Origin of the sequence: Aeromonas jandaei, from assembly GCF_037890695.1 — a bacterium.
Lineage (GTDB): Bacteria > Pseudomonadota > Gammaproteobacteria > Enterobacterales > Aeromonadaceae > Aeromonas > Aeromonas jandaei.
Genome location: NZ_CP149571.1, coordinates 1,079,494 through 1,102,359, shown reverse-complemented (window position 1 = coordinate 1,102,359; position 22,866 = coordinate 1,079,494). Strand labels below are relative to the sequence as shown.

The window sequence follows — 22,866 nt, the reverse complement described above, 5'->3', positions numbered from 1 at the left end:
ACCGCCCCACAGGGCAGCGCCCGATCACCATAAGGACGCGCCATCCGCGCCAATAAAAACGGCGCCCGAAGGCGCCGATTTTTTATCGCTGCGATGAGAGGAGAGAGGGAAATCAGAACTCGCCCTCTTCCATATACTCCTGCGCGCACTCCACCAGTTGCGGCCAGAGCTCTTCCGGCACCCAGGCATCCGGGTCATCTTCGTCGCCATCGTACTGGCTCCAGAAGTAGCGGCGCAGGCCGGAGGCAAAGTCGTCGCTGATCTCGGCAAGCTCGGAGAGCGGCCCCAGCCAGGCGATGCGACGCAGGCCGGAGGCGAGATCGTTGATGGCATCCATCAGGGTACGATCGTCGAAGCTCTGCTCCACCAGCAGGGTGAAGCGGTCGCGCGCCTGCTCGGTCTGCTCCTCTTCCAGTTCGCCCACGTCGGCCAGCAGATCGACATAATCCTCCAGCAGGTAGGCAATCAGGCCATCCCGATCTTCAAACCACTGGATCTGGGCACCCTTGATCCCCAGAACCGAAGCATCGAATGAGTCGTCGAGGTGACACAGTGCCCATGGATCATCAGTCATGGTTCTCTTCCTCAGGCTAAAACAGGTGCCATATCTTATGCCTAGCTCTCCACTCTTGCCACCTTGGGCAGCGAGAGTGAAGCAGCCAGCCCGCCCAGTTCGGCGCGCCCCATGATGAAGCTGCCGCGGTAGGCTTCCGCCAGATCGGAGACGATGTTGAGGCCAAGGCCCGAGCCCGGCACCTTCTCGTCGAGCCGCACCCCGCGCAGCACCGCTTTGGCGATCTGATCCTCGCTCATGCCGGGGCCGTCATCCTCGATGCGCAAGGTGATCCAGCCCCCCAGCTCGGCGCTGGAGATGCGCAGCTCGCTGGCGGACCACTTGAAAGCGTTCTCCAGCAGGTTGCCCACCATCTCGTCAAAGTCCTGTTCCTCCACCCCGACCGCCAGTTCGGCCGGCACCTGCAAGTCCACCGTCTTGCCCGGATAGAGGCGGGAGAAAGCACGGCAGATGTACTCCACCCGCGCCCGCACCGGAGTCGAGACCCCGAGGATCTTGGCTGCGCCGGTCACCCGCGCCTTGCCGAGGTGGTAATCGATATGGCGCTGGATCTGGTCGAGCTGCTCGCCGATGGCGGCCTGATCCTCGGGCGAGAGTTGGGCCACCTGATTGCGCATGATGCTGAGCGGCGTCTTGAGGGCGTGGGCCAGATTGCCGGTGTGGGATCGCGCCCGCTGCAACAGCTCGCCGTAGTGGTGCAGCAGCCGGTTGATATCCTCTACCAGCGGCTGGATCTCCAGCGGATAGCGCAGCCGGAACCCCTCCTGATGGCCCTGATGGACCCGCCCCAGCTCCCGCCGCAACAGGTTTAAGGGGCGCAGGCCGTAGACAATCTGGAACATGAAGCCCAGCACCAGACCGGTCGCGGCAAAGCCGAGGCCGAGGAACAGACTGATGCGGGTCTTGTTGAGGGTCTGGGTCAGGGCGCTGCTGTCTTTCGCCATCACCAGGGTAAACAGCCGATCCGAGCCCGGCAGCAGCACGGCCCGGGTCATGATCAGCAGCGGCTCCTTGTTGGGCCCCTTGCCAAAGAAGAGGTCGGGGTCGCCAAAGGCGGACTTGAGGCCGCGGCTCTCCAGATGGGTATCCCACAGGGAGCGGGAGCGCCCCACTACCTTGTGATCCAGCTCCAGCTGCCAGTAGTAGCCGGAGTAAGGCTGGCTGAAACGGGGATCTGACATCGGCTCGGTCACTACCGGCAAGCCGGTCTTCGCCACTTCCAGCCGGGAGAGCAGATCATAGAGCTGCAGACGCAGGCCGTCGGCTTCCGCCTCCTGCCAGTAGTTGCGCATCATGGTCTGCAGGCTGAAGCCGGTGGCGAACAGAAACAGCCCGCACCACACCAGCGCGATGGCGAGCAGTCGCCCCCGCAGGGTTCTCACCAGCCTCATTCGTTGATCCGGTACCCGAGGCCGCGCACTGTCTCAATCAGATCGGGGTTGGTCTTCTTGCGGATCCGGCCGATGAACACCTCGACGGTGTTGGAGTCGCGGTCAAAATCCTGAGCGTAGATGTGGTCGATCAGCTCGCTGCGCGACACCACCTTGCCCCGGTGCTGCATCAGATAACCGAGCACCCGGAACTCGTGGGCGGTCAGCTTGATGGGGGTCCCTTCGTACCACACCTGCGATGCCGCCATGTCGAGACGCACCCCGCCAATCTCCAGAATGGAGCTGGCGTTGCCCGCCGCCCGGCGCACCAGCGCATGGACCCGCGCCACCAGCTCGGCCACCTGAAACGGCTTGGTGAGGTAGTCGTCGGCACCGGCGTTGAGCCCCTCGATCTTCTCGTGCAGCTGGCCACGAGCGGTCAGCACCAGCACCGGGGTATCGATCCCCTTGCTGCGCCACTCCTTCAGCACGCTCAGGCCATCGCGACCCGGCAGACCGAGATCGAGAATGATGGCGTCGTAGGGTTCGGTCTCGCCGAGAAAACCGGCCTCGTTGCCATCGTGGCAGAGGTCGGTGACAAAGCCGGAGAGGCGCAGCTGTTCAGCCAGCTGGCCAGCCAGAATTTTTTCGTCTTCAACAATCAGAATTCGCATGAACAGGCTTCCACAAAGAGGTTACTCATCATCCTCGACCGGAGGCTTGGGTGGCTCGAACAGCCGCTCCAGATGGTGGCCCTTGGCCCACACCATCTCCAGGTTGTCGGCCCGATAGGCCACCTTGAGCACGCTGTTCTCCCGATCGATCACGCGCAGTTCATAGAGCCAGATACCATCCTCTTCCCCCAGATCGACCCGCAACACCCGCACCGGCAATCTGGATGCCACCTCCATCATTTCGTGGAAGGGCCGAACCCGTCCCTCATGGACAGCTTGCTGCAACAGGGCTTCGTCAGGCGTCAGCGCCTGCGCCAGCACTGGCAACAACAACCCGATCAGAGGGAGCGCTCTATTCATGGATGATTCATCTCCAAAAACCTAACATAATGGCGTTTATAGTCTGCCAGCCATGAATCCGGAATGAATATGATCCCGCGCAGTTTCCTGCTGATCCTCTGCCTGCTGAGCGCCTCAAGCTGGGCTGCCCAGAGCCGCCTCGACATGGCCGGACTGGTCAAACTGTTGCTGGCGCAAGGGTATCACGACATTCGCGAAGTGGAGCTGGAAGGGGACAAATTCGAGGTCAAAACCCTCGACCGCCAGAATGAAAAGGTACATCTCATTGTCGATGCCTACACTGGCGAGATCAAAAAACAAGAGGCCGATTAGGCCTCTTTTGCTTTCCAGCGCAGCCGCCACGGGCGCAGCAGCTTCTCCCGCCGCGGCCAGAGCAGAGCGCCAGCCAGCAGCAGATAGATGAGCGGCTCCAGCCAACCGCTCTTGAGCGACCACCAGTAGTGCACCGGCACCAGCAGGGCTACCGCATAAACCCAGTTGTGCAGCTTCTGCCACGCCGCCCCCATTCGCCGCTGCAACGCCGGCAGCGAGGTGATGCCCAGCGCCAGCAACAGCAGCAGCGCCACCATTCCCACCACGATATAGCGGCGCTTGACCAGCTCGCCGCCAATCAGCCCCCAGTCAAACTGCAGATCCAGCCCCAGCCACACCATGAAGTGGAGCAGCGCCCAGACCATGCACCAGAGCCCGAGCGGGCGGCGCAGCTTGATGAGCTGCCCCTGCCGCCAGCGTTTGGCCAGCGGCGAGACCAGCAGGGTAAGCAGCAGCAGGTTGAGCGCACCCTTGCCGAGGTAGTGGATAAGCCCGGGCACGGGGTCGCCCCCCAGCAGACCGGCCGGCAGGGCGTAGCCCAGCCAGAGCAGAAAGCCGAGGGAACCCAGATGCACCAGCGACCGCAAGCCGCTGATATGTGAGGCTTTCAGTTTCAGTACCATTGGCGCAGATCCATCCCCTGATAAAGCGAGGCGACCTCGTCGCCATAGCCATTGAACATCAGGGTCGGCTGGCGCTTGGCACCGAACAGCCCGCCCTCGCCGATGAAGCGCTCGCTGGCCTGACTCCAGCGCGGGTGATCCACCTGCGGGTTGACGTTGGCGTAGAAGCCATATTCGTTGGGGGCGAGCAGGTTCCAGGTGGTGGGCGGCATCTCCTCCACCAAGCGGATCGAGACGATGCTCTTGATGCTCTTGAAGCCGTACTTCCACGGCACCACCAGCCGGATCGGCGCGCCATTCTGGGCGGGCAGAGTCTTGCCGTAGAGCCCCATGGCAAGGAAAGAGAGAGGGTGCATCGCCTCGTCGATGCGCAGCCCCTCGACGTAGGGATAGTCGATACCACCGCCAAGGGAGGCAGAGGCCTGACCGGGCAGCTGTTTCGGATCGAACAGGGTCTCGAAGGCGACAAACTTGGCGCGGCTGGTCGGTTCGGCACGGCGAATAAGCTCCGCCAGCGAGATGCCATTCCAGGGCAGCACCATCGACCAGGCTTCGACGCAGCGCAGCCGGTAGATCCGCTCCTCCAGCTCGGTTTTGTTGATGAGATCCCACACATCCAGAGTGAAGGGTTTGGCGACTTCCCCCTCCACCTTCAACGTCCAGGGTTCAGGTTTGAGGTAATGGGCGTTGCGGGCCGGATCCGTCTTGTCGGTACCGAGCTCGTAGAAGTTGTTGTAACTGGTGGCCTTCTCTTCCGGTGTCAGCACCAGATCAGCTGGTCGCGGGGCCTGCTTGCTGTTGAGCGGCTTGGTGGCTAGCCGGGGCGCATCCTCTTTACCGCGTAGCAGGTCGAGCACACCGGCCTGAGTGGGGAAAGCGAGGGTGGCGGCGCCCAGACCCAGCCCCTTGAGAATGAGGCGGCGATCCTGATAGACGGCTTCCGGGGTGACATCCTGTTCGGTGAGATGATGGGGGGCACGACGTTTGATCAACATGAAAAACTCCCGGGGCAGTTAGAGGCGACAGAGATAAGACCCGCCCCGGCAGATTTTTATTTCACACCGGATTACATCAGGTGGTACAGGGGCAGCGCCTTGGCCATGGTTCCGACCAGAAACAGCACTACGAATACCAGCAGGGGAACGATCACATTTGGCACCATCAGACTCACTCCATGAGCAGGACAGGGCCTCTAACTATGGTCGAGGGTTTGGCCGGTCACCAATGAATTTTTTTCGCGAGCGCAAGCGTATTCCTGAGTTGAAAAAGGTGATGGAGATCACACACAATTCCGCCCCCGCTTGCCGCCCCGATTGCCAGGGGTAGGCTGCCCGTTTTCGTGAAGCCAACTGAAGAGTCACGCCATGAGCCCACTGATCGCCATCGCTATCACCACAGGTATTCTCTCAGCCGTATGGGGCTGGCTGGCCGTCGCGCTAGGCCTGCTCTCCTGGGTCGGCTTCCTCGGTTGCACCAGCTATTTCGCCTCCAGCGGCGGTTACAAGGCGCTGCTGCAAACCATCTTCTGCAATACCAGCGGCATGCTGTGGGCGCTGCTGCTGATCCATGGCGGTGACCTGTGGGGTGCCGGCGTGGCGGGTTATGTGATGACGGGCGTAGTGGCAACCCTGATGTGCGTGCAGGCCAAGCAGCAGTGGCTCGGCTATATTCCCGGCACCTTTGCCGGCTGCTGCGCCACCTTCGGGGCGGCGGGCGAGTGGCGACTGGTGCTGCCCTCGCTGGTGGTAGGTGCCCTGTTCGGTTATCTGATGAAGGCGAGCGGCCTCTGGCTCTCCCAAAAGACCCTGAAGCCCCGCAACGCGGATGGCGTCACCGACCCCGCCTGAGCGATATCCACTGCGAAGCGGCCCTCTGTCCTCTCATTCAGGGCCGTTTCGCACAGCGTTACCCTTTCGATTTGAAGTTTGCCGCCTCGATGCCGTGCCGATTCAATAACTTGTAGAAATCGGTACGATTCCTCCCCGCCATGTTGGCTGCCAGAGTCACGTTGCCCTCGGTGGTGCGCAGCAGCCGGATCAGATACTCCTTCTCGAACTCGGCCCGCGCCTCGTTGAACGAGGGGATGCCACCGCCACCACCGCTCAGGGCCGACTCCACCATGGATACCCCGATCACCGGACTGCAGCAGAGGCTGGCCAGCTGTTCCACCACATTGCAGAGCTGGCGCACGTTGCCGGGCCAGGCCGCCGCTGCAAGCATCGCCAGCGCCTCGGGTGAAAAGCCCATGGCAGCGCAGTCACTGTTGCGACTGCGGTAGTCATCGAGGGCCTGACGGGCCAACAGGGGGATATCCTCGCTGCGGGCGCTAAGGGATGGCAGGGTAATATTGGCGACGTTGAGACGGTAGAAGAGATCTTCGCGAAAGCGCCCCTCCTCCATCGCCCTGACCAGATCCTGATGGCTGGAGCTGAGCACCCGCACCTCCGGGGTGCCCTGACCATACTCCTCCATCACCTGCAGCAACTTGGCCTGCAGCGACTCCGACAGGCTGCCGATCTCGTCGAGAAAGAGGGTCGCCCCCTTGGCCTGCTCGAACAGACCGGAGTGACCATCCTCCCCGAACAGCTGCAGGTCGAGGGCCGCCCAGGGAATGGCGGCACAGTTGATGGTGTGCAGCGGCCGCTCGCGCCGCTGGCTCGCCTGATAGAGCGCCTGCGCCATCGCCCCCTTGCCGGAACCGGACGGCCCCATGATCAGCACGGGCACCTCCATGGTGGCGATGCTGTGCGCCTGGATCAGCAGCTGCTCCAGCTGGGGATTGCGGGTCAGGATCAGCGACTGCCACTCCAGCTGCTGCTTCGGGCGGGTCAGGCTGAGGGCCTGCTCTATGGTGGCCAGCAGCTCATCCTTGTCGATGGGCTTGGTCAGAAAGCTGAACACCCCGGAACGGGTCGCCTGAATGGCGTCGGGTATGGTGCCGTGGGCGGTCATGATGATGACTGGCAAGCCGAGCCATTGGGCCTGGATCCGCTCGAACAGCGCCAGCCCGTCCATGCCCCCCATCCGCAAGTCACTCAACACCAGATCGGCGCGCTGCTGACGCAACCGATCGAGCGCCCCCTCCGCACTGTCGGCTGTATCCACTTCATAGCCCTGACTGCGCAGCCGCATGCTCATCAATTTGAGCAGGCTGACGTCATCATCCACCAGCAGGATCCGGCTCATGGTACTACCTCGCGATGTTCATCCAGTTTGCGCTGGTTGAGCTGTTCATCGATAGCGGTGAGCTGCTCGATCTGGCGACGCAGCTTCTGGATCTCCTGACTCTGGTCATCACGCCTGCTGTCGCGAACCAGCAGCTCCTCGCCAAGGGCGATCCAGCTGCGCAAAAACGCCTGGGCGTCGAGCCCCAGCTCCGGCAGCATCTTCTTCAGGCGTGCCAGACCGGCGCGGCGAGTGGCCACCGCCTCGGCGGGGTGGGAATCGACCATCGCCAGACTGACCCGGCTCTCCAGATCGTCAGCCCCCTTGAGACGCTGCCGCTCCTGTACCCGCTGCTGGGGATGGCTGGCCAGCAACCAGTCGGAGTATTGCAGGCGCACCTGCATCTCCTTGTTGGCAAACTCCATTCGCTTGGCAAAAGCGATATCGGAGGACTCCTGCTGTGCCTGCGGCGGCAGCCAGGAGCAACCCGCGAGCAGCCCGGCTAGCAGGGCTGGAAATACGCGCTGTATTTTCATAGACCTCATTTCAACGTCAACCTGAAGCAGACATCCGCCTGTTCATCCTTCACCAGAACCAACTCCCCTCCCAGGCTGGAAGCAGACTCGCGAGCGATGGAAAGCCCCATGCCAGAGCCTTTCAGGACACCTTGCCGCACTGTGCTGCCCTGCTCGAAGGGTTCAAAAATGCGCTGCTGATCTGCCTCGGGGATCTCGGGCCCCTCATTGGCAACCTCCAACCAGCTCGCCTGCTCCTCTGCTCCGGCGCGGATCCAGATATTGCCACCCTGGGCACCATAACTGACGGCGTTGGAGAAGAGGTTATCGAGGATCAACCTCAACCGGTAGGGCTCTGCCCACAAGGTAACCGGTTCGGTCGGCAAGTGTACACGGATCTGCTTGGACTCCAATGCCAGCCGATACTCGGCAGAAAGTTCTGCCAGCATGGGCAACAGGGGAACCGGCTCCAGTTCGAACGCCTCCTGCTGGGTGAGGCGGTTGAAATCGAGCAGACGCTCGATAAGGGTCTGCAAGCGGCGGCTGTTCTCATCCAGCATCTGGCAGATCTCCAGCTGATCCGGTGTCAGAGGCCCGACCAGCTGCTCGCAGAGCAGATCCGATCCCTCGCGCAGCACCGCCAGCGGGGTCTTCAGTTCGTGGGAGACATGACGCAGGAACTGGTATTTTTGCAGCTCCAGCTCCTTGAGTTTGTCGTGCAGCCAGAGGATCCGCTCCCCCAGCAACACCAGTTCGGCGGGGCCATCCACCGGCTGCGGATCCGGCTCTACCCCTGCGCCCAGACTCAAGATACGCGACTCAATTTGTCGTACCGGATGGGTGATCAGGTAGGTGAAGATAAAGACCAGCAGCAGGCTGATCCCCGCCACCAGACCGCTGACCCACCAGAGCTCTTTGGTCAGGGCATCGATGGCCAGACGTACCCGATCCATCTGTTCGTCAACCCGGCTGCGGGTGCCTGTCTCCAGCTGCTGGCTCAAGCGACTGAACTGGTCGAGGATATCGCCGGCAACCGCCTTTCTCGCCTGCCCCCCCTCCTGCAGATTGCCAAGGGAGGCGAGCAGCTCGTCCAGCCCGCCATAGAGCTGGGGATCGGAGAGGGAGTTGCGATGCTCCGCCAGCAGGCGGTGATACCCCTCAAGCTGCAACCGGTAACTGGCCAGACTGCGGCTATCACCCAGCACCGCAAAGCGGCGCAGGGTGCGCTCGATATCGATGGCTTGGGCAGTAAGCAGGGTGGCACGGCGGGTATCCTTGACCGCTCTTTCCATCTCGTCGCTGGTGAGCTGGCTCAGGTGGGTCAGGGCATTGGTGTTGTGCCAGATCATGCCGCCGAGCGGCATCAGCACCAGCACAAATCCCATCAATACCACCTGCAGCAGGGAGCGTGGGCGAACCTTGGTCATCGTCTCTTCTCTTGCGTTCTCACCGGTGCGCCAGCATAGCCCCCACCGCCCAAAAAACAAAACCGGCCAACAGGCCGGTTCGGATTATCTGGATTGTGGTGACTTACGCCAGAGCGACAGACGCCAGACAGATGGTCAGGATCATCGCCAGCGCGCCCGAGGCGGTCAACAACGCCCATTTCAGCTCAACACTCATGCAAACCTCCTTTCTGCCAATCAGTGCTGGATCACAATAGATAATACAATGTTACAGCATAGTTAATCCGATAACCGTGAGCTGCGTATACATTTCAGATGAGCCCTAACCAAGGACGGTGAGCATGTTCTATCTGTGTAGCATTGGTTCCAATCTTGACCCAAACACTCATGTCACCCGGGTGCTGGAGGAGTTGGCCAGCCGCTTTGGCCGTTTGCAGATCAGCTCGGTGATCAGCACCAAGCCGGTGGGGATGCACTCCAGCCATGACTTTCTCAACTGTCTGCTGATCCTGGAGAGCGAACTGGATGCCTCCGCCCTGAAACAGGCCTTTGTGGCGATGGAAGTGGGTCATGGCCGCGACCGCAGCGACCCTCTCTGCAAGGTACACGACCGCCCGCTCGACATCGACATTCTCGCCAGCAACCCGCACGGCGACTTTGCTGCGGAGCAGGTCGACTCCTACCTCATCGAGCTGCTGGCCGAACTCTACGGACACGGCGAGGTGCACGATCCCAAGGTTGCGCTGCAGCTGCATCTGCCCACCGGCTCGGGTAAAACCGTACATATCCAGTCGATAGGTCTGGAGCCAGCCACGGTTTGCATGCCATCAGAGCACGGCCAGAGCGCGCCCCCCATCCACCTTGATGCTGGCCCCGGTCATATAGCTGTTCGCCATCAGTAACTGCACCGCCTGCCAGATAGGCTCCAGCCCTCCCTCCCGCGCCAGCGGCGTTTTCGCCAGCACCTGCTGGCGCCACGCCTCGTCATGCTCGTCGAGAAACAGGATGGGGCCCGGCTCTATGGTGTTGACCCGGATTGACGGGGCCAGCTCGCGGGCAAAGCTCATGGCCAGCGAATGGGCTCCCGCCTTGGTGGCCACATAGCTGGCAAAACGCGGGGCCGGGGCGTGGATGTAGATATCGGTGATGTGGATGATGCTGGCGTTGGCGTTGTTCGCCAGTTGCGGCGCCAGCGCCCGGTTGAGCTGGAAGGGGGCCGCCATGTGCACCCGGTAGAACTGATCAAACTGGGTAAGCTGCGCCGCGGGCTCGGCCGCCTGTGGCTCGAAGGCCGAGGCGTTGTGGATCACCAGTGCCAGATCCTGATGGGATGCCAGCACGTCGATCAATTTGCCCACCTGCTCTTCACTCGCCAGATCGGCCTGTACCAACTCGACACCCAGACCCCGCAGCCGCGCCAGCTCGGGTCGCTCGCTGCGATAGCTGCCGGTCACCTGCCAGCCCGCAGCCACCAGCTGCTCGCACAGATAAAACCCTAGCCGACGGCCACAACCGGTTACCAATGCACGCATAAGACCTCCCTCTCCTTTCATCCTCATCCATGAGTTGCGCCGTTAACGCAGTATCAGCCGGGTCGCACCGACGCCACTTCCGGTCACAGAGCTAGATCTGGTAGCGCCCCTTGTCACCAATATCAAAATGGAGGGGCATCCGCCACTTGGCCAGCGCCAGCAGGGTAAGCAGAGCCCCGCTTACCAGTGCAACCAGAGCTGCGACCCATGCCACTTGCAACCACTCCAGCAACCACAACAGCGGCAGCAGCAATGGCACCAGCTTGATCCCGGGGATCGCAAAACAGAACTGCTCCTTGAAGGCCAGCCCGGACAGGGTGACCAGGGCGGCCCCCAGCACCAGTGCATCCGGTGCTCCGATAGACAGCAAGGCCAGTGCGGCCCATCCAGAACCCTGAAGTATCAGCCGAATCCGCTTGTCATAGATGTGCAGCGAAAAGGCGCAGATAGCGCTTGCCAGCGCCAGCAACATCAACCATTGTGCCGGTGGCAACAGGCCACCATGACTCAGCAAGGCCGCACCGCGACAGAGTAGCAACAGCGCCGCACCGCTCAAGCCAAGGCGATACAGGAGGACGGTCAACTTGTCTATCCCGTCCAGCGGGCTCTCGATTTCAGGGTTTGCCATACACTGTCGTCTCTACCAATCAGGAGCCACCCAATATACGGGGAGCAGGCTCCAAAGTTCTTCATTCGGGTTCAGGAGGGGTAGTTTGCGCGTAACCCATCTGCTTTGGCTACTACTGTTCCCGCTCAGCCTATGCGCCAAAGAGCTGGTAGTCTGCGGCACCATGGAGCACCCGCTCAAATTTCTCGATGCCAATCAGCAGCCCCGTGGCCTCGATATCGACATTGTCACCGCCATCTTCGGCAAGCTGGGGATCCCTGTCCGAATCGAACTGATCGACTCCGGCGCCCGCCTCACCCGCAATGCCGAAACCGGTCTCTGCGATATAGTTCTGACCCACTCCTACAATGCCGCACGCGAGCGCTATCTCATCTACCCCCAGCAGGCCCACGTTCGCCACAGCTGGCACTTCTTTGTACGCAAGGCAGACCTGCTGAAGATCCGTTACGAGACGCTGGCCGACCTCAAACCCTGGCGCATCGGCGTTACCAGGGATTTCTCCTATACCCCCGAGCTCACTGCGACCATGGCCGATCCAACCTACCACTTCCAGCAAATTCCGATGAATCGGCTGCAACTGCGCAAACTGCTTGCCGGACGGATCGATACCGTGCCCATGCCGCTGGTCACCGCCTTCGCCCAGATCAGGGACGAGGGTCTGGAGGGCAGGCTCGACTACCTGCCCAAACCGCTCAAAAGCAGCCCCTACTTCAACACCTGGACCCGCGCCAAAGCGGACAAGAATACCCAGGCCCAGATGGCCGCCTACGATGCCGAACTGCTGCGCATGAAACGGGATGGCCGGCTCAAGGCGCTCTACGACAAGTACGGCATTCCCTATATCGAACCCTGATCAGTTGCTCAGGGCTTCACGTCCCGCAGGATCGGATTCTGCAGCGAGATCAGGGTTTCAGTGGACTGGATCTCGTCGATGGTCTGGATCTTGTTGATCAGCACTATCTGCAGCTCGTCGATGGAGCGGGTCATCACCTTCATAAAGATGCTGTAGTGGCCGGTGGTGTAGTAGGCCTCCACCACCTCGTCCAGCGCCTGCAGCTTGGCCAGCGCCGAGGGGTAATCCTTGGCGCTCTTCAGATTGATCCCGATAAAGCAGCAGACGTCATAGCCCAGCTTCTTGGGGTTAACCTGCACCCGCGTCCCCTCGATGATCCCCGCCTGCTTCATCTTCTCCACCCGCACATGGATGGTGCCCGGGCTGACCGCCAGCTGCTTGGCCAGTTCGGCATAAGGAATACGCGCATTCTCCATCAGGGCGGTGAGGATGGCCTGATCGAGATTATCGATCCGGTAATTTTCCGGCATTTTTTTGCACTCCCGTTAGCGATATCTCATTAAATGCTCGCTCATTTTGAAGAAAAAAATACACAAAGCCTATTTTTATTATCGAATATTGAATCTGGTTGGCAATCCGTTGAAGAATCACCACATCCAACGGGGTTTGAAACAGGAATTCAGCATGAAACAGCACTACATTCGCAGCCAGCAGCAGATTAGCTTCGTCAAAGAGATGTTCTCCCGCCAACTCGCCCAGCAACTGGGTCTGATGGAGGTACAAGCCCCCATTCTGAGCCGGGTCGGTGATGGCACTCAGGACAACCTCTCTGGCCACGAGAATGCAGTGCAGGTCAAGGTGAAAACCCTGCCGGAGCACAGCTACGAAGTGGTCCATTCACTGGCCAAATGGAAGCGCCAGACTCTGGGTCGCTTCGGCTTCGGCCCGGGTGAAGGGATCTACACCCACATGAAGGCGCTGCGCCCGGATGAAGACAAGCTCACCCCCATCCACTCCGTCTACGTGGATCAGTGGGACTGGGAGAAGGTGATGCCGAGCGAGCGCCGCGATCTCGCCTATCTGCAGGAAACCGTGCGCGGCATCTGGGCCGCCATCAAGGCCACCGAGCGCGCAGTCTGCGCCGAACATGAGCTGACCCCCTTCCTGCCGGCCGATATCCAGTTCCTGCACAGCGAAGAGCTGCTGGCCCGCTACCCGGATCTCGATGCCAAGGGGCGTGAGCGGGCCATCGCCAAGGAGCTGGGTGCCGTATTCCTGATCGGCATCGGTGGTGCCCTCTCCCACGGTGAGCGCCACGATGTACGCGCCCCGGACTATGACGACTGGAGCAGCCACAGCGAGCTGGGTCTGGCAGGTCTGAACGGCGACATTCTGGTGTGGAACCCGGTACTGCAAGACAGCTTCGAGATCTCCTCCATGGGGATCCGGGTCGATGCTGAGGCGCTGCGCCGCCAGCTGGCCATCACCGGCGATGAAGATCGCCTGCAGTACGACTGGCATCAGGATTTGCTGGCAGCACGGATGCCGCAAACCATCGGTGGCGGTATCGGCCAATCCCGTCTGGCCATGCTGCTGCTGCAAAAAGAGCACATCGGCCAGGTCCAGGTCGGCGTCTGGCCAGCCGAGATGAAAGCTGCTGTGCAAGGCATGCTGTAACGAATAAAGGCCATGCCGGCACCATCGCAGCCGGCATGGCAACAGGCAGGTGGCCATCGGGGTTGAGCGAGCGCATCCCCGGCAGGCTGTAAGACGCAAGGCCGTTAGCGGCTTTGTTTCGAAATCGGGGGCTTGCCCCTGCGACCCGCTCAACCCACGTCAGGTCGCTTCACTACATTCCTCCCGGCAATCTTCGGATTGCCGTTTTTTTATTTTCCATCGCCCAGATATGGCAACGCCAGCCCGAGGGCTGGCGTTGCAAACATAGATATGAGACTGGTTACTGGGTCATGGTGAGGCCGTTGCTGTCGGCTCCCAGCAGCAGTTTCTTGCCGGGGACGATGCGGCCGGAGAGCAGCGCCTGCGCCAGCGGGTTCTCCACCTTCTGCTGGATCGCCCGCTTGAGGGGGCGTGCCCCGTAGACGGGGTCGAACCCGGCGTGAACCAGCTTGTTGAGCAGCGCTTCGCTCACCTCCACCTCGTAACCCTGAGCCTCGAGACGGCCCATCAGGCTCTTGAGCTGGATCCGGGCGATGGACTTGATGTGCTCCTCGCCGAGCGGATGGAACACCACCGTCTCGTCGATCCGGTTGATAAACTCCGGCCGGAAACTGCGGGTCAGCACATCCATCAGCATGGCCTTCATCTCGTCGTAATCCTTCTCGGAGTGGTGCTCCTGAATCAGATCCGAACCAAGGTTGGAGGTCATGATGACCACGGTGTTGCGGAAATCGACGGTACGACCCTGACCATCGGTCAGACGGCCATCATCCAGCACCTGCAGCAGGATGTTGAACACATCGGGGTGTGCCTTCTCCACCTCGTCCAGCAGGATCACCGAGTAGGGACGACGGCGTACCGCCTCGGTCAGATAACCGCCCTCTTCATAACCCACGTATCCGGGAGGTGCCCCCACCAGACGGGCCACGCTGTGTTTCTCCATGAACTCGGACATATCGATCCGCACCATGGCATCCTGGGTATCGAACAGGAACTCGGCCAGCGCCTTGCACAGCTCGGTCTTGCCCACCCCGGTGGGCCCCAGGAACAGGAAGGAGCCGATGGGGCGGTTCGGATCGGACAGCCCGGCGCGAGAGCGACGAATGGCATTGGAGACCGCATCGACCGCCTCTTCCTGGCCAATCACCCGGCTGTGCAGCTGATCTTCCATCCGCAGCAGCTTGTCGCGCTCCCCTTCCAGCATGCGGGCGACCGGAATCCCGGTCCAGCGCGCCAAGACGTCTGCAATCTCCACATCTGTGACCCGGTTGCGCAGCAGACTGGTCTCCTGCATCTCGGCTTGCGTGGCGAGATCCAGCTGTTTCTCCAGCTCCGGAATGCGGCCGTACTGCAGCTCGGACATCCGGCCCAGGTCGCCTGCGCGGCGCGCCACATCGAGATCCTGACGGGCCTGCTCCAGCGCAGCCTTGATATGCTGGGTGCCGGCGAGGGCAGCCTTCTCGGCCTTCCACACCTCGTCCAGCTCGTTGTATTCACGATCTTTTTCGCCAATCTCCTGATTGATCAGCTCCAGCCGTTTGCGACTGGCGTCATCGTCCTCCTTCATCAGCGCCTGCTGCTCCAGCTTGAGCTGGATGATGCGCCGCTCGAGGCGATCGAGCACCTCGGGCTTGGAGTCGATCTGCAGCCGGATGCTGGCTGCCGCCTCGTCGATAAGGTCGATGGCCTTGTCCGGCAGCTGGCGATCCGCGATATAGCGGTGCGACAGCTGAGCCGCCGCCACGATGGCGGGGTCGGTGATCTGGACATGGTGGTGCAGCTCGTAACGCTCTTTCAGGCCGCGCAGGATGGCGATGGTATCTTCGACTGTCGGCTCTTCCACCAGCACCTTCTGGAAACGGCGCTCAAGCGCGGCATCCTTCTCGATGAACTGGCGATACTCGTCCAGGGTGGTGGCACCGACGCAGTGCAGCTCGCCCCGCGCCAGCGCAGGCTTGAGCATATTGCCCGCATCCATGGCCCCTTCGCCCTTGCCGGCGCCGACCATGGTGTGCAGCTCGTCGATAAAGAGGATGACGTTGCCCTCCTCCTTGGCGAGATCGCTCAGCACAGCCTTGAGCCGCTCCTCGAACTCGCCGCGATATTTGGCTCCGGCCACCAGTGCCCCCATGTCCAGCGACAGCACTCGCTTGTTCTTGAGCCCCTCCGGCACCTCGCCGTTGATGATGCGCTGGGCCAGCCCCTCGACGATGGCGGTTTTACCGACACCGGGAGCCCCGATCAGCACTGGGTTGTTCTTGGTACGACGTTGCAGCACCTGAATGGTGCGGCGGATCTCGTCATCCCGGCCAATCACCGGGTCGAGCTTGCCGAGTTCGGCCCGCTCGGTCAGATCGATGGTGTACTTCTCCAGCGCCTGACGGTTCTCCTCGGCGTTGGCATCCTCCACCTTCTTGCCGCCACGCACCTTGTCGATGGCTGCTTCGAGCTTCTCTTTGGTCAGCCCCTGAGCGCGCAGCAACTCGCCCAGCGTGCCCTTCTCGTCGAGGGCCGCCAGCACGAACAGTTCGGAGGAGATGAACTGATCCTTGCGCTGCTGGGCCAGTTTGTCGCAGACGTTAAGCAGGCGGCCGAGGCCGTTGGAGAGCTGCACGTCCCCTTCCACACCGCTGACCCGCGGCAGGCGATCCAGCTCCTCGCCGAGGCGGGAGCGCAGGGCATTGATATCCATCCCGGTCAGGGTGAGCAACGGACGGATGGAGCCGCCATCCTGATTGACCAGTGCGGTCATCAGATGAACGGGTTCGATGAATTGGTGGTCACGACCCAGCGCAAGAGACTGGGCATCGGAAATAGCAATCTGGAATTTGCTGGTAAGGCGATCGAGGCGCATTGCACTCCCCCTTCAAACAGGCAGACGCCGCTTGCGCGGCAAACAACATAACTTTCTGAGATGAAAGATGAGGCCCGTACGGGCTATTTCAAGGGGCGGTGCTGGTTATTTTTTCTGCAAGACGGGGCGAGAGGGGATCCCCGCCCTTGCCAGATGCAGGGCGGGGAGCTTCATCAGGACGCCAACCAGATGATGGAGGCCATCCGGCCGGTCTGGCCGTTGCGACGATAAGAGTAGAACTGCTCGCTGTCGCTGAAGGTGCAGTATTCGCCACCATAGACGGCGGTGACGCTGGCGCGGGCAAGGCGCAGCCGGGCCAGCTGGTAGATATCCGCCAGCCATTTCCCCTCATTGGACGAAGGCACGAACGCACCTGCCGCCTCGGCCTGCTCGGCTATAAAGGCCTCCCGCACCTCGCCACCCACTTCAAACGCGGTAGGGCCGATGGCCGGGCCCAGCCAGGCCAGGATCTCGCCCGGCTCGCAGCCCATGGCGGCGATGCTTGCCTCCAGCACGCCATCTTTCAGTCCGCGCCAACCGGCGTGAGCGGCGGCCACCACTGTGCCGGCCCGATCGCAAAACAGCACCGGCAGACAGTCGGCGGTCATCACGATGCAGGCCTGATCCGCCTCATGGGCGCAGGCGGCATCGGCATCCGGTGCCTGTTCATAATGGCTGCTGACCGGATGAACGACGGTGCCGTGCACCTGATTGAGCCAGTTGAGGGGCCCCGGGATGGCGGCCACCTGCTGCAGCCGGGCCCGGTTGGCCTCGACCCTGGCCGGTTCGTCCCCTACGTGGGCGCCCAGATTGAGACCGGCAAAGACCCCTTCGCTGACACCACCATCACGGGTGGTCGAAAGAGCCCGGACGCGTGCTGGCGCCGGCCAGTCGGGTTCAATCCATTTCATTGCTCACTCCTTCACGCTCTATCGTTCAAATGGAAACGGGGCTCTTGGCTGCAACCAGTCAAGACGCCCCGTTTCAAGGTTCTGTGTGCTACGCGCTGTATCGGCGGGTTACGGCAGAAGTCGTCGCAACACTGCCAGATTTACCACTATTTCCAGACCAGCTCGTCCGGATTGGCCAACGTATCCGCACGCAGCACTTCCATCAGATCCAGCATGTCCTGCGGCGTGGGGGAGTGCCACTGCATGACCTCACCGGTAATGGGGTGGGCCAGCTGCAGCATAGTCGCGTGCAGAGCCTGACGACGGAAGCCGCGCAGGGCCTCGGTCAGTTCCGGCGTGGCGTTGCGCAGCGGGCGCAGACGGCCACCGTAGGCCGGGTCACCCACCAGCGGATGCTTGATGTGGGCCATGTGGACACGGATCTGGTGGGTACGACCGGTTTCCAGACGCAGACGCAGACGAGTGTGGCCACGGAACTTCTCGTGCACCCGATAGTGGGTCACGGAAGGACGGCCATTGGGCACGACGGCCATATGGGTACGCTGGGTCGGGTGACGGCCGATGGGGGCATCGACGGTGCCGCCGGCGGTCATGTGACCGATGGCGATCGCTTCGTACTCACGGGTGATCTGGCGCGCCTGCAGCGCTTCTACCAGATGGGTCTGGGCAGGTACGGTCTTGGCAACCACCATCAGACCAGTGGTGTCTTTATCCAGACGGTGCACGATACCGGCACGGGGGACCTCGGCAATACCGGGGTAGCGGTGCAGCAGGGCGTTGAGAATGGTGCCATCCGGCGTACCGGCGCCCGGGTGGACAACCAGACCGGCCGGCTTGTCGATCACCAGAATGTGTTCATCTTCGTAAACGATGTTGAGCTCGATATCCTGCGCATCAAAGCGGGTGTCATCTTCCAGCTCTACATCCACATGCACCTGTTGCCCAGCAATCACCTTCTCGCGCGGGGTGTTGGCAACCTGACCATCCAGGGTCACTTTGTCCTGTAAAATCCACTCCTTGATGCGGGTTCGGGAGTAGTCGGGAAACAATTCGGCCAGGGCCTGGTCGAGTCGCTGCCCGAATTGGTGATCCTGGAATTCGCCTGTCAGTTCAATATGCTGGCTCATGTATGGTCTCTTGAGCGGGGGGTATCAATTCGAAATAATCCGGGTATTCTAGCTTTTCTTTTAGCCAAGCATAACGGATACTTTGCCAATTTCGTGGAAATGGACCGGATGTTGTTGATGGGAAAGAAGTCTCACCTGCTGATGTCGCTCGCCTTGGTCGCTACCTTGATCACAGGCTGTTCCAGCACCAAACCCAAGGTACCCGACGAACCGCCGGAGACCCTGTACCAGAAAGCACGCCTCAAACTGGACGTTGGCAATTACGTGCAAGCCACTGAATTGCTGGAGGCTTTGGACTCTCGCTACCCGTTCGGCGCCTACTCCAACCAGGTGCAGCTTGACCTCATCTATGCCTACTACAAGCAGGATGATACCGCTCAGGCGATCGCCAATATCGACCGTTTTATCCGCCTAAATCCGGCGCACAAGAACATCGATTACGTCTTCTATATGCGCGGCCTGACCAACATGGCAGCGGATTACAACTTCTTCCAGAGCCTCTTTGGCATCTCCCGCGATGACAAAGACCCGGCCTATGCCCGCCAGGCATTCCAGGACTTCAAGACCCTGTTGCAGAACTACCCCAACAGCGTCTATGCCGCCGATGCCCGTGCCCGCATGATTGGTCTGAAGAACCGTCTGGCCAAATATGACCTGAGCGTCGCCGAGTACTACGTGAAGCGCGATGCACTGGTCGCGGCTGCCAACCGGGCCAAGCTGATTGTCGAAACCTACCCCGATACAGCCGAAACCGAAAAAGCGCTGGAGATCATGGTCGAGTCTTACGACACCCTGAAGATGCCGGAGCTGGCCAAACATGCTCGCGAAGTGCTGGCCAAGAACTACCCGGAAAACCGCCTCGCCCGCAGCTGAGTGCGAATTAACCGGTAACAGTAAAAAAACCGATGCCAAGGCATCGGTTTTTTTATATCTGCAATCAGCCCGGCCGGGGAAAGCCCGCCATCAATAGCGGTAGTGAAACCCCGCTCCGCGGGCATCCCCCAGCATGGCAACCGGCGCTACCACAGTGCGATTACCAAACGTACATATTGCGTCATCCGACGATCCTGAAGTGGAAATAAATAGATCAATGGCACTGCTCTGCGGCAACCAGCGTCAGCAGCTGCCCCTTGTCCGAACGAAGCGAGGTCTGTGCCAGCTGCTGATAGGGGATCCCCTCCAGCAGATTTGCCATCTCCTGCGCCGTACCGTTGACCAGCACCGCATCGAATCTGGCATCGTGACAGGCAAGCACATTCCTCACCCCCTTCCCGTCCAGATTCACTACCTGCATCTCTTCATAGACAGAGAGCAGACCTAGCTCGGTTTCACCCAGCCGCCAGCCGGCAATGCGATCCCGCGTCTCGAGCGGGATCCCCTCCAGCAGATGGGTCATCTTGCCCGCCCCCCCCTTGGCGGCATCGATCAGCGGGTAGACCAGCGCAAAGGTGAGCAGAAACATAATGGCCACCGAGCTGGTGACATGAATGGCGCCATGTACCTCCTTGCGCCGCAACAGCAGCTCCAGCGCCATCACGAACAGGATGATGGCGGGAATGTACCGCCACCCCAGCTTGCTGGCGGCTTGCTGCACTTCTGCCGGAATCTGGCTGGCAAACGGCAGAGGCAAACCCAGCAGGGGGAGTGCAATGATGGCAACGCAGAACAGCAGCATGAAGTAGAGCCACCCCCGACCATAACGGGCTGTCCACACCGGCCAGCTCAGGCTGACCTGCCCCAGCATGATGGCAAATACCGGTAATAGCGGGAAAAGATAGAGGGTGCGTTTGGTCGAAGAGAGAGTTAACAATAAAAGAGTCCCAAGCGCCCAGCACAGCAAAAGTAGCCGCTCACGGCTCCACTCCCGCTGTTTCACCGTTTGCCATCCCCAATAAACAATGAATGGCAACCATGGAATGGTATATTCCACCATGCCCCACAAGTAATAGAGATAGGCACCTTTCTTGATATGACCCAGTTCGGTCGAAGTGCCAGTAAGACGGCCAACCTGATTCTTCCAGAACCACTCATGCCACAAGGCATCGCCATCGACATGATTAATTAGCTCACGAACCCAGGCTGCGACTGGCAATATAAAAAACAACAGCACCAGCAAGTGTTGGAATATAAAAACGGGAACACTTTTCTCGTTTACTGCTTTGCGGGCAGCAAAGAGAAAGAGGGGCAACCAGCCGAAAAACACCGTCAGCGGCCCGATCGGGCCTTTTGCCATAAAACAGCCAGCCAGACCCAGTCCGGCAATAATCGCCATCAAGTTGCGATGCGCCAGATAATATTCGGCGAATGCCCAGAGGGTAAATACGACAAAGAAGGCAAGCGCACTGTCCGTCCTGATCCAGTGCGTATTGATAATAAATCCCTCCATGGTGCCCAGCGCGATGACCGACCAGAGTGCCGCCGACCTGTTGCCAAGCAGGCGATAGGCCAGCAGGCCGGTGAAGAGCAGCATGCCTGCCGCCCAGACCACGCCCGCCAAACGCAGGGTGTTTGTTATCCCCAGCCAGGATGCAAACCCATCAAGAAACGGCAGAGCGGCCATGTAGAAGAGCGGCGGCTTCTCGATAAAGCTGCGCCCGCCCAGGGTCGGCACCACCCAGTCACCACTGCGGTACATCTCGAGCGCAATGGCCGCTTCGCGGGGCTCATCAGGCGTCCAGAGCTGATGATCAAACTGGCCAAACAGCAGCACCAGAGTCACCAGCAGCAACATCCAGCCGAGCTTGCGCCCCGAGATTTCAGGACGTGGCATGGCTCATTCCTTCTGCAATGGTCTCCCCGCGTCCGATGGCGTAGTAGGAGAAACCCAAGGTTTTCATCTTGTGCGGGTCATAGAGATTGCGACCGTCGATGATGAGCGGCATGGCCAGCATCTTCTTGAGCTGGGCAAAGTCAGGCGCCTTGAACTCGTTCCACTCGGTGCAGATGACCAGTGCGTCGGCCCCTGCCAGCGCAGCCTCCTTGGTGCCCATCAGCGACAGCTCGGGCTGGCAGTCATAAATGCGCTGCGCCTCCTTCATCGCCACCGGGTCAAAGGCCTGTACCCGCGCCCCCTCCTGCCACAGCGCCTCCATCAGCACCCGACTCGGCGCTTCGCGCATGTCATCGGTATTGGGTTTGAAGGCGAGCCCCCAGATGGCGATGGTCTTGCCCGCCAGCGACTCGCCCAGCTCTTGAAAGTGAGTGGAGAGCGTATCGAAGAGCTTGAACTTCTGCCGCTCGTTGACCCGCTCCACCGCGCGGATGAGCGGCGTGTCGTAGTCGAGGGCGGCGGCTGTCGCCAAAAACGCCCTCACATCCTTGGGAAAACAGGAGCCGCCATAGCCGCAACCGGGATAGATAAACTGGTAGCCGATGCGCTGATCGGCACCGATCCCCTGCCGCACCAGCTCGATATCGGCACCAACCCGCTCGGCCAGCCCGGCAATCTCGTTGATAAAGCTGATCTTGGTAGCCAGCATGCAGTTGGCGGCGTACTTGGTCAGCTCGGCACTGCGCACGTCCATGAAGAGAATGCGGTCGTGATTGCGGTTGAAGGGTTCGTACAACTCGCGCATCACGGCTCTGGAACGCTCCTTGCCGGTGCCGATGACGATGCGATCCGGACGCTGGCAATCACGCACAGCCGCCCCCTCTTTGAGAAACTCGGGATTGGAAACTACATCGAACTCGAACTGCTTGCCGAGCTCTGCCTGCTGCTCCCTGACCCAGTGGAATACCTTGTCTGCCGTACCAACCGGCACGGTGGATTTATTGACGATGATCACCTCGTCGGCACGATGTTGGGCAATCGACCTCGCCACCGCCCTGACGGCGCTCAGGTCGGCCGAACCATCCTCATCAGGGGGTGTGCCGACGGCGATGAATTGCACATCACCGTGGGTAACCGCCATGGATATATCCGTGGTGAATTTCAGCGAGCCATTTTGTAGCGTCTGATGCAGCAATGAATCCAGCCCGGGTTCATAAATAGGTAATTCGCCACAGGACAACCGACTTATTTTTTCTGCATCGAGATCAATACAAATAACCTGATGGCCGACATCGGCCAATACAATTGCCTGTACCAGGCCGACATAGCCACTGCCAAAAACGGTGATATTCATAACGACTATTCCATAATGCGTGATGCTGGAAACTTTACATCCTTTCTCCAATTGCACTACGGGCAATTTGTAACAAGCAATTTCAATACTGAATGACATTGCAACTATTCAGCAATGGCCAATAAATCGAGTAACAACACTAAAAATAAGTGGCTAAACACCAATTCAAAATAAAACCAAGCAATATTTTGTTACGAGATATTTCCAGATTTTGTTATCCA

At 60.4% G+C, this 22,866-nt stretch carries 24 protein-coding genes; 6 read left to right on the top strand and 18 right to left on the bottom strand.

Going from position 1 to position 22,866, the window contains the following annotated elements; genetic code table 11:
• Positions 1 to 112 precede the first annotated feature (112 nt).
• From WE862_RS05365 to WE862_RS05350, 4 genes are read right to left on the bottom strand one after another with little or no spacing between them, the layout of a single operon-like run.
• Positions 113 to 574 (bottom strand): hypothetical protein, encoded by a 462-nt coding sequence (locus WE862_RS05365; RefSeq protein ID WP_041209567.1) that lies wholly within the window; start codon positions 572 to 574, stop codon positions 113 to 115.
• 41 nt (positions 575 to 615) lie between these two features.
• Positions 616 to 1,965: a sensor histidine kinase gene (locus WE862_RS05360; RefSeq protein WP_042031866.1), complete on the bottom strand. Its 1,350-nt coding sequence runs from the start codon at positions 1,963 to 1,965 to the stop codon at positions 616 to 618.
• Positions 1,962 to 2,618, bottom strand: a complete 657-nt coding sequence (locus WE862_RS05355; RefSeq protein ID WP_005339826.1) for a response regulator transcription factor — start codon at positions 2,616 to 2,618, stop codon at positions 1,962 to 1,964. Before WE862_RS05355 ends, WE862_RS05360 begins: the two co-directional genes overlap by 4 nt.
• Positions 2,619 to 2,639: 21 nt before the next feature.
• Positions 2,640 to 2,978 (bottom strand): PepSY domain-containing protein, encoded by a 339-nt coding sequence (locus WE862_RS05350; RefSeq protein ID WP_033114843.1) that lies wholly within the window; start codon positions 2,976 to 2,978, stop codon positions 2,640 to 2,642.
• A gap of 63 nt (positions 2,979 to 3,041) precedes the next feature.
• Here WE862_RS05350 and WE862_RS05345 point away from each other — a divergent pair, with 63 nt between their 5' ends.
• Entirely contained in the window at positions 3,042 to 3,290 is a 249-nt protein-coding gene (locus tag WE862_RS05345; RefSeq protein WP_041209565.1) for a PepSY domain-containing protein, read from the top strand.
• On the opposite strand, the gene WE862_RS05340 is transcribed toward WE862_RS05345, so the two are convergent.
• Together WE862_RS05340 and msrP are read right to left on the bottom strand one after the other, a co-directional pair.
• Complete coding sequence (locus WE862_RS05340; RefSeq protein WP_042031868.1) at positions 3,287 to 3,913, bottom strand: protein-methionine-sulfoxide reductase heme-binding subunit MsrQ; 627 nt, start codon at positions 3,911 to 3,913, stop codon at positions 3,287 to 3,289. The genes WE862_RS05345 and WE862_RS05340 overlap by 4 nt on opposite strands.
• Positions 3,904 to 4,908 carry a protein-methionine-sulfoxide reductase catalytic subunit MsrP gene (msrP, locus tag WE862_RS05335; protein WP_042031869.1) on the bottom strand — a complete coding sequence of 335 codons (1,005 nt, stop codon included), beginning with the start codon at positions 4,906 to 4,908 and terminating at the stop codon, positions 3,904 to 3,906. The genes WE862_RS05340 and msrP overlap by 10 nt, the downstream gene beginning before the upstream one ends.
• A 369-nt stretch (positions 4,909 to 5,277) precedes the next feature.
• Here msrP and WE862_RS05330 point away from each other — a divergent pair, with 369 nt between their 5' ends.
• Positions 5,278 to 5,760 (top strand): DUF1097 domain-containing protein, encoded by a 483-nt coding sequence (locus WE862_RS05330; protein ID WP_042031870.1) that lies wholly within the window; start codon positions 5,278 to 5,280, stop codon positions 5,758 to 5,760.
• Positions 5,761 to 5,818: 58 nt separating this feature from the next.
• Here the strand turns inward: WE862_RS05330 and WE862_RS05325 are convergent, their stop codons facing one another.
• The 4 genes from WE862_RS05325 to WE862_RS05310 form a co-directional block, all read right to left on the bottom strand.
• Positions 5,819 to 7,099, bottom strand: a complete 1,281-nt coding sequence (locus WE862_RS05325) for a sigma 54-interacting transcriptional regulator (protein WP_042031871.1) — start codon at positions 7,097 to 7,099, stop codon at positions 5,819 to 5,821.
• Positions 7,096 to 7,623 (bottom strand): hypothetical protein, encoded by a 528-nt coding sequence (locus WE862_RS05320; RefSeq protein WP_404800990.1) that lies wholly within the window; start codon positions 7,621 to 7,623, stop codon positions 7,096 to 7,098. The genes WE862_RS05325 and WE862_RS05320 overlap by 4 nt, the downstream gene beginning before the upstream one ends.
• On the bottom strand, positions 7,620 to 9,020 hold the full coding sequence (locus WE862_RS05315) for a sensor histidine kinase (protein WP_042031873.1): 1,401 nt from the start codon (positions 9,018 to 9,020) through the stop codon (positions 7,620 to 7,622). Before WE862_RS05315 ends, WE862_RS05320 begins: the two co-directional genes overlap by 4 nt.
• Before the next feature lie 103 nt (positions 9,021 to 9,123).
• Positions 9,124 to 9,216, bottom strand: coding sequence for a YnhF family membrane protein (locus WE862_RS05310; protein ID WP_005341891.1), 93 nt, complete (start codon positions 9,214 to 9,216; stop codon positions 9,124 to 9,126).
• A gap of 124 nt (positions 9,217 to 9,340) precedes the next feature.
• Between WE862_RS05310 and WE862_RS05305 the strand changes: the two genes are divergently transcribed.
• Positions 9,341 to 9,901, top strand: a complete 561-nt coding sequence (locus WE862_RS05305) for a 2-amino-4-hydroxy-6-hydroxymethyldihydropteridine diphosphokinase (RefSeq protein WP_042031874.1) — start codon at positions 9,341 to 9,343, stop codon at positions 9,899 to 9,901.
• Here WE862_RS05305 and WE862_RS05300 read toward each other — a convergent pair.
• On the bottom strand, positions 9,827 to 10,531 hold the full coding sequence (locus WE862_RS05300) for an SDR family oxidoreductase (RefSeq protein WP_042031875.1): 705 nt from the start codon (positions 10,529 to 10,531) through the stop codon (positions 9,827 to 9,829). The two genes, WE862_RS05305 and WE862_RS05300, sit on opposite strands and share 75 nt — an antisense overlap.
• 91 nt (positions 10,532 to 10,622) lie before the next feature.
• The gene (locus WE862_RS05295) at positions 10,623 to 11,159 is read right to left on the bottom strand and encodes a DUF2301 domain-containing membrane protein (RefSeq protein ID WP_042031876.1); all 537 of its coding nucleotides are present in this window, start codon (positions 11,157 to 11,159) and stop codon (positions 10,623 to 10,625) included.
• Positions 11,160 to 11,244: 85 nt separating this feature from the next.
• Between WE862_RS05295 and WE862_RS05290 the strand changes: the two genes are divergently transcribed.
• Complete coding sequence (locus WE862_RS05290) at positions 11,245 to 12,012, top strand: substrate-binding periplasmic protein (RefSeq protein ID WP_042031877.1); 768 nt, start codon at positions 11,245 to 11,247, stop codon at positions 12,010 to 12,012.
• 8 nt (positions 12,013 to 12,020) lie between these two features.
• Here WE862_RS05290 and asnC read toward each other — a convergent pair whose 3' ends face one another.
• Entirely contained in the window at positions 12,021 to 12,482 is a 462-nt protein-coding gene (gene asnC / locus WE862_RS05285; RefSeq protein ID WP_005339783.1) for a transcriptional regulator AsnC, read from the bottom strand.
• 154 nt (positions 12,483 to 12,636) lie between these two features.
• On the opposite strand from asnC, the gene asnA reads away from it, so the two are divergent.
• Positions 12,637 to 13,629: an aspartate--ammonia ligase gene (gene asnA / locus WE862_RS05280; RefSeq protein WP_042031878.1), complete on the top strand. Its 993-nt coding sequence runs from the start codon at positions 12,637 to 12,639 to the stop codon at positions 13,627 to 13,629.
• A 280-nt stretch (positions 13,630 to 13,909) separates the two neighbouring features.
• Here asnA and clpB read toward each other — a convergent pair whose 3' ends face one another.
• The 3 genes from clpB to rluD form a co-directional block, all read right to left on the bottom strand.
• Positions 13,910 to 16,483, bottom strand: a complete 2,574-nt coding sequence (gene clpB, locus WE862_RS05275; RefSeq protein WP_042031879.1) for an ATP-dependent chaperone ClpB — start codon at positions 16,481 to 16,483, stop codon at positions 13,910 to 13,912.
• A gap of 173 nt (positions 16,484 to 16,656) precedes the next feature.
• Complete coding sequence (pgeF, locus tag WE862_RS05270; protein ID WP_042031880.1) at positions 16,657 to 17,394, bottom strand: peptidoglycan editing factor PgeF; 738 nt, start codon at positions 17,392 to 17,394, stop codon at positions 16,657 to 16,659.
• 146 nt (positions 17,395 to 17,540) lie between these two features.
• Entirely contained in the window at positions 17,541 to 18,521 is a 981-nt protein-coding gene (rluD, locus tag WE862_RS05265; RefSeq protein WP_041209551.1) for a 23S rRNA pseudouridine(1911/1915/1917) synthase RluD, read from the bottom strand.
• A gap of 117 nt (positions 18,522 to 18,638) precedes the next feature.
• On the opposite strand from rluD, the gene WE862_RS05260 reads away from it, so the two are divergent.
• A complete protein-coding gene (locus WE862_RS05260; protein ID WP_033114826.1) occupies positions 18,639 to 19,394 on the top strand; it encodes an outer membrane protein assembly factor BamD in 756 nt (251 codons plus the stop codon).
• 214 nt (positions 19,395 to 19,608) lie between these two features.
• Here WE862_RS05260 and WE862_RS05255 read toward each other — a convergent pair whose 3' ends face one another.
• Together WE862_RS05255 and WE862_RS05250 are read right to left on the bottom strand one after the other, a co-directional pair.
• The gene (locus WE862_RS05255; RefSeq protein ID WP_042031882.1) at positions 19,609 to 21,291 is read right to left on the bottom strand and encodes an ArnT family glycosyltransferase; all 1,683 of its coding nucleotides are present in this window, start codon (positions 21,289 to 21,291) and stop codon (positions 19,609 to 19,611) included.
• Complete coding sequence (locus WE862_RS05250; RefSeq protein WP_042031883.1) at positions 21,278 to 22,645, bottom strand: UDP-glucose dehydrogenase family protein; 1,368 nt, start codon at positions 22,643 to 22,645, stop codon at positions 21,278 to 21,280. The genes WE862_RS05255 and WE862_RS05250 overlap by 14 nt, the downstream gene beginning before the upstream one ends.
• Positions 22,646 to 22,866 lie beyond the last annotated feature (221 nt).

What these genes read in the sequence shown, in the direction of transcription:
- clpB (WP_042031879.1), bottom strand. Translation starts at nt 16,483, where the DNA reads ATGCGCCTCGATCGCCTTACCAGCAAATTCCAGATTGCTATTTCCGAT.
- WE862_RS05325 (WP_042031871.1), bottom strand. Translation starts at nt 7,099, where the DNA reads ATGAGCCGGATCCTGCTGGTGGATGATGACGTCAGCCTGCTCAAATTG.
- WE862_RS05320 (WP_404800990.1), bottom strand. Translation starts at nt 7,623, where the DNA reads ATGAGGTCTATGAAAATACAGCGCGTATTTCCAGCCCTGCTAGCCGGG.
- WE862_RS05260 (WP_033114826.1), top strand. Translation starts at nt 18,639, where the DNA reads ATGGGAAAGAAGTCTCACCTGCTGATGTCGCTCGCCTTGGTCGCTACC.
- WE862_RS05365 (WP_041209567.1), bottom strand. Translation starts at nt 574, where the DNA reads ATGACTGATGATCCATGGGCACTGTGTCACCTCGACGACTCATTCGAT.
- WE862_RS05330 (WP_042031870.1), top strand. Translation starts at nt 5,278, where the DNA reads ATGAGCCCACTGATCGCCATCGCTATCACCACAGGTATTCTCTCAGCC.
- WE862_RS05300 (WP_042031875.1), bottom strand. Translation starts at nt 10,531, where the DNA reads ATGCGTGCATTGGTAACCGGTTGTGGCCGTCGGCTAGGGTTTTATCTG.
- WE862_RS05315 (WP_042031873.1), bottom strand. Translation starts at nt 9,020, where the DNA reads ATGACCAAGGTTCGCCCACGCTCCCTGCTGCAGGTGGTATTGATGGGA.
- WE862_RS05250 (WP_042031883.1), bottom strand. Translation starts at nt 22,645, where the DNA reads ATGAATATCACCGTTTTTGGCAGTGGCTATGTCGGCCTGGTACAGGCA.
- WE862_RS05360 (WP_042031866.1), bottom strand. Translation starts at nt 1,965, where the DNA reads ATGAGGCTGGTGAGAACCCTGCGGGGGCGACTGCTCGCCATCGCGCTG.
- WE862_RS05255 (WP_042031882.1), bottom strand. Translation starts at nt 21,291, where the DNA reads ATGCCACGTCCTGAAATCTCGGGGCGCAAGCTCGGCTGGATGTTGCTG.
- pgeF (WP_042031880.1), bottom strand. Translation starts at nt 17,394, where the DNA reads ATGAAATGGATTGAACCCGACTGGCCGGCGCCAGCACGCGTCCGGGCT.
- WE862_RS05355 (WP_005339826.1), bottom strand. Translation starts at nt 2,618, where the DNA reads ATGCGAATTCTGATTGTTGAAGACGAAAAAATTCTGGCTGGCCAGCTG.
- WE862_RS05340 (WP_042031868.1), bottom strand. Translation starts at nt 3,913, where the DNA reads ATGGTACTGAAACTGAAAGCCTCACATATCAGCGGCTTGCGGTCGCTG.
- asnA (WP_042031878.1), top strand. Translation starts at nt 12,637, where the DNA reads ATGAAACAGCACTACATTCGCAGCCAGCAGCAGATTAGCTTCGTCAAA.
- WE862_RS05305 (WP_042031874.1), top strand. Translation starts at nt 9,341, where the DNA reads ATGTTCTATCTGTGTAGCATTGGTTCCAATCTTGACCCAAACACTCAT.
- WE862_RS05310 (WP_005341891.1), bottom strand. Translation starts at nt 9,216, where the DNA reads ATGAGTGTTGAGCTGAAATGGGCGTTGTTGACCGCCTCGGGCGCGCTG.
- WE862_RS05350 (WP_033114843.1), bottom strand. Translation starts at nt 2,978, where the DNA reads ATGAATAGAGCGCTCCCTCTGATCGGGTTGTTGTTGCCAGTGCTGGCG.
- asnC (WP_005339783.1), bottom strand. Translation starts at nt 12,482, where the DNA reads ATGCCGGAAAATTACCGGATCGATAATCTCGATCAGGCCATCCTCACC.
- msrP (WP_042031869.1), bottom strand. Translation starts at nt 4,908, where the DNA reads ATGTTGATCAAACGTCGTGCCCCCCATCATCTCACCGAACAGGATGTC.
- rluD (WP_041209551.1), bottom strand. Translation starts at nt 18,521, where the DNA reads ATGAGCCAGCATATTGAACTGACAGGCGAATTCCAGGATCACCAATTC.
- WE862_RS05295 (WP_042031876.1), bottom strand. Translation starts at nt 11,159, where the DNA reads ATGGCAAACCCTGAAATCGAGAGCCCGCTGGACGGGATAGACAAGTTG.
- WE862_RS05345 (WP_041209565.1), top strand. Translation starts at nt 3,042, where the DNA reads ATGAATATGATCCCGCGCAGTTTCCTGCTGATCCTCTGCCTGCTGAGC.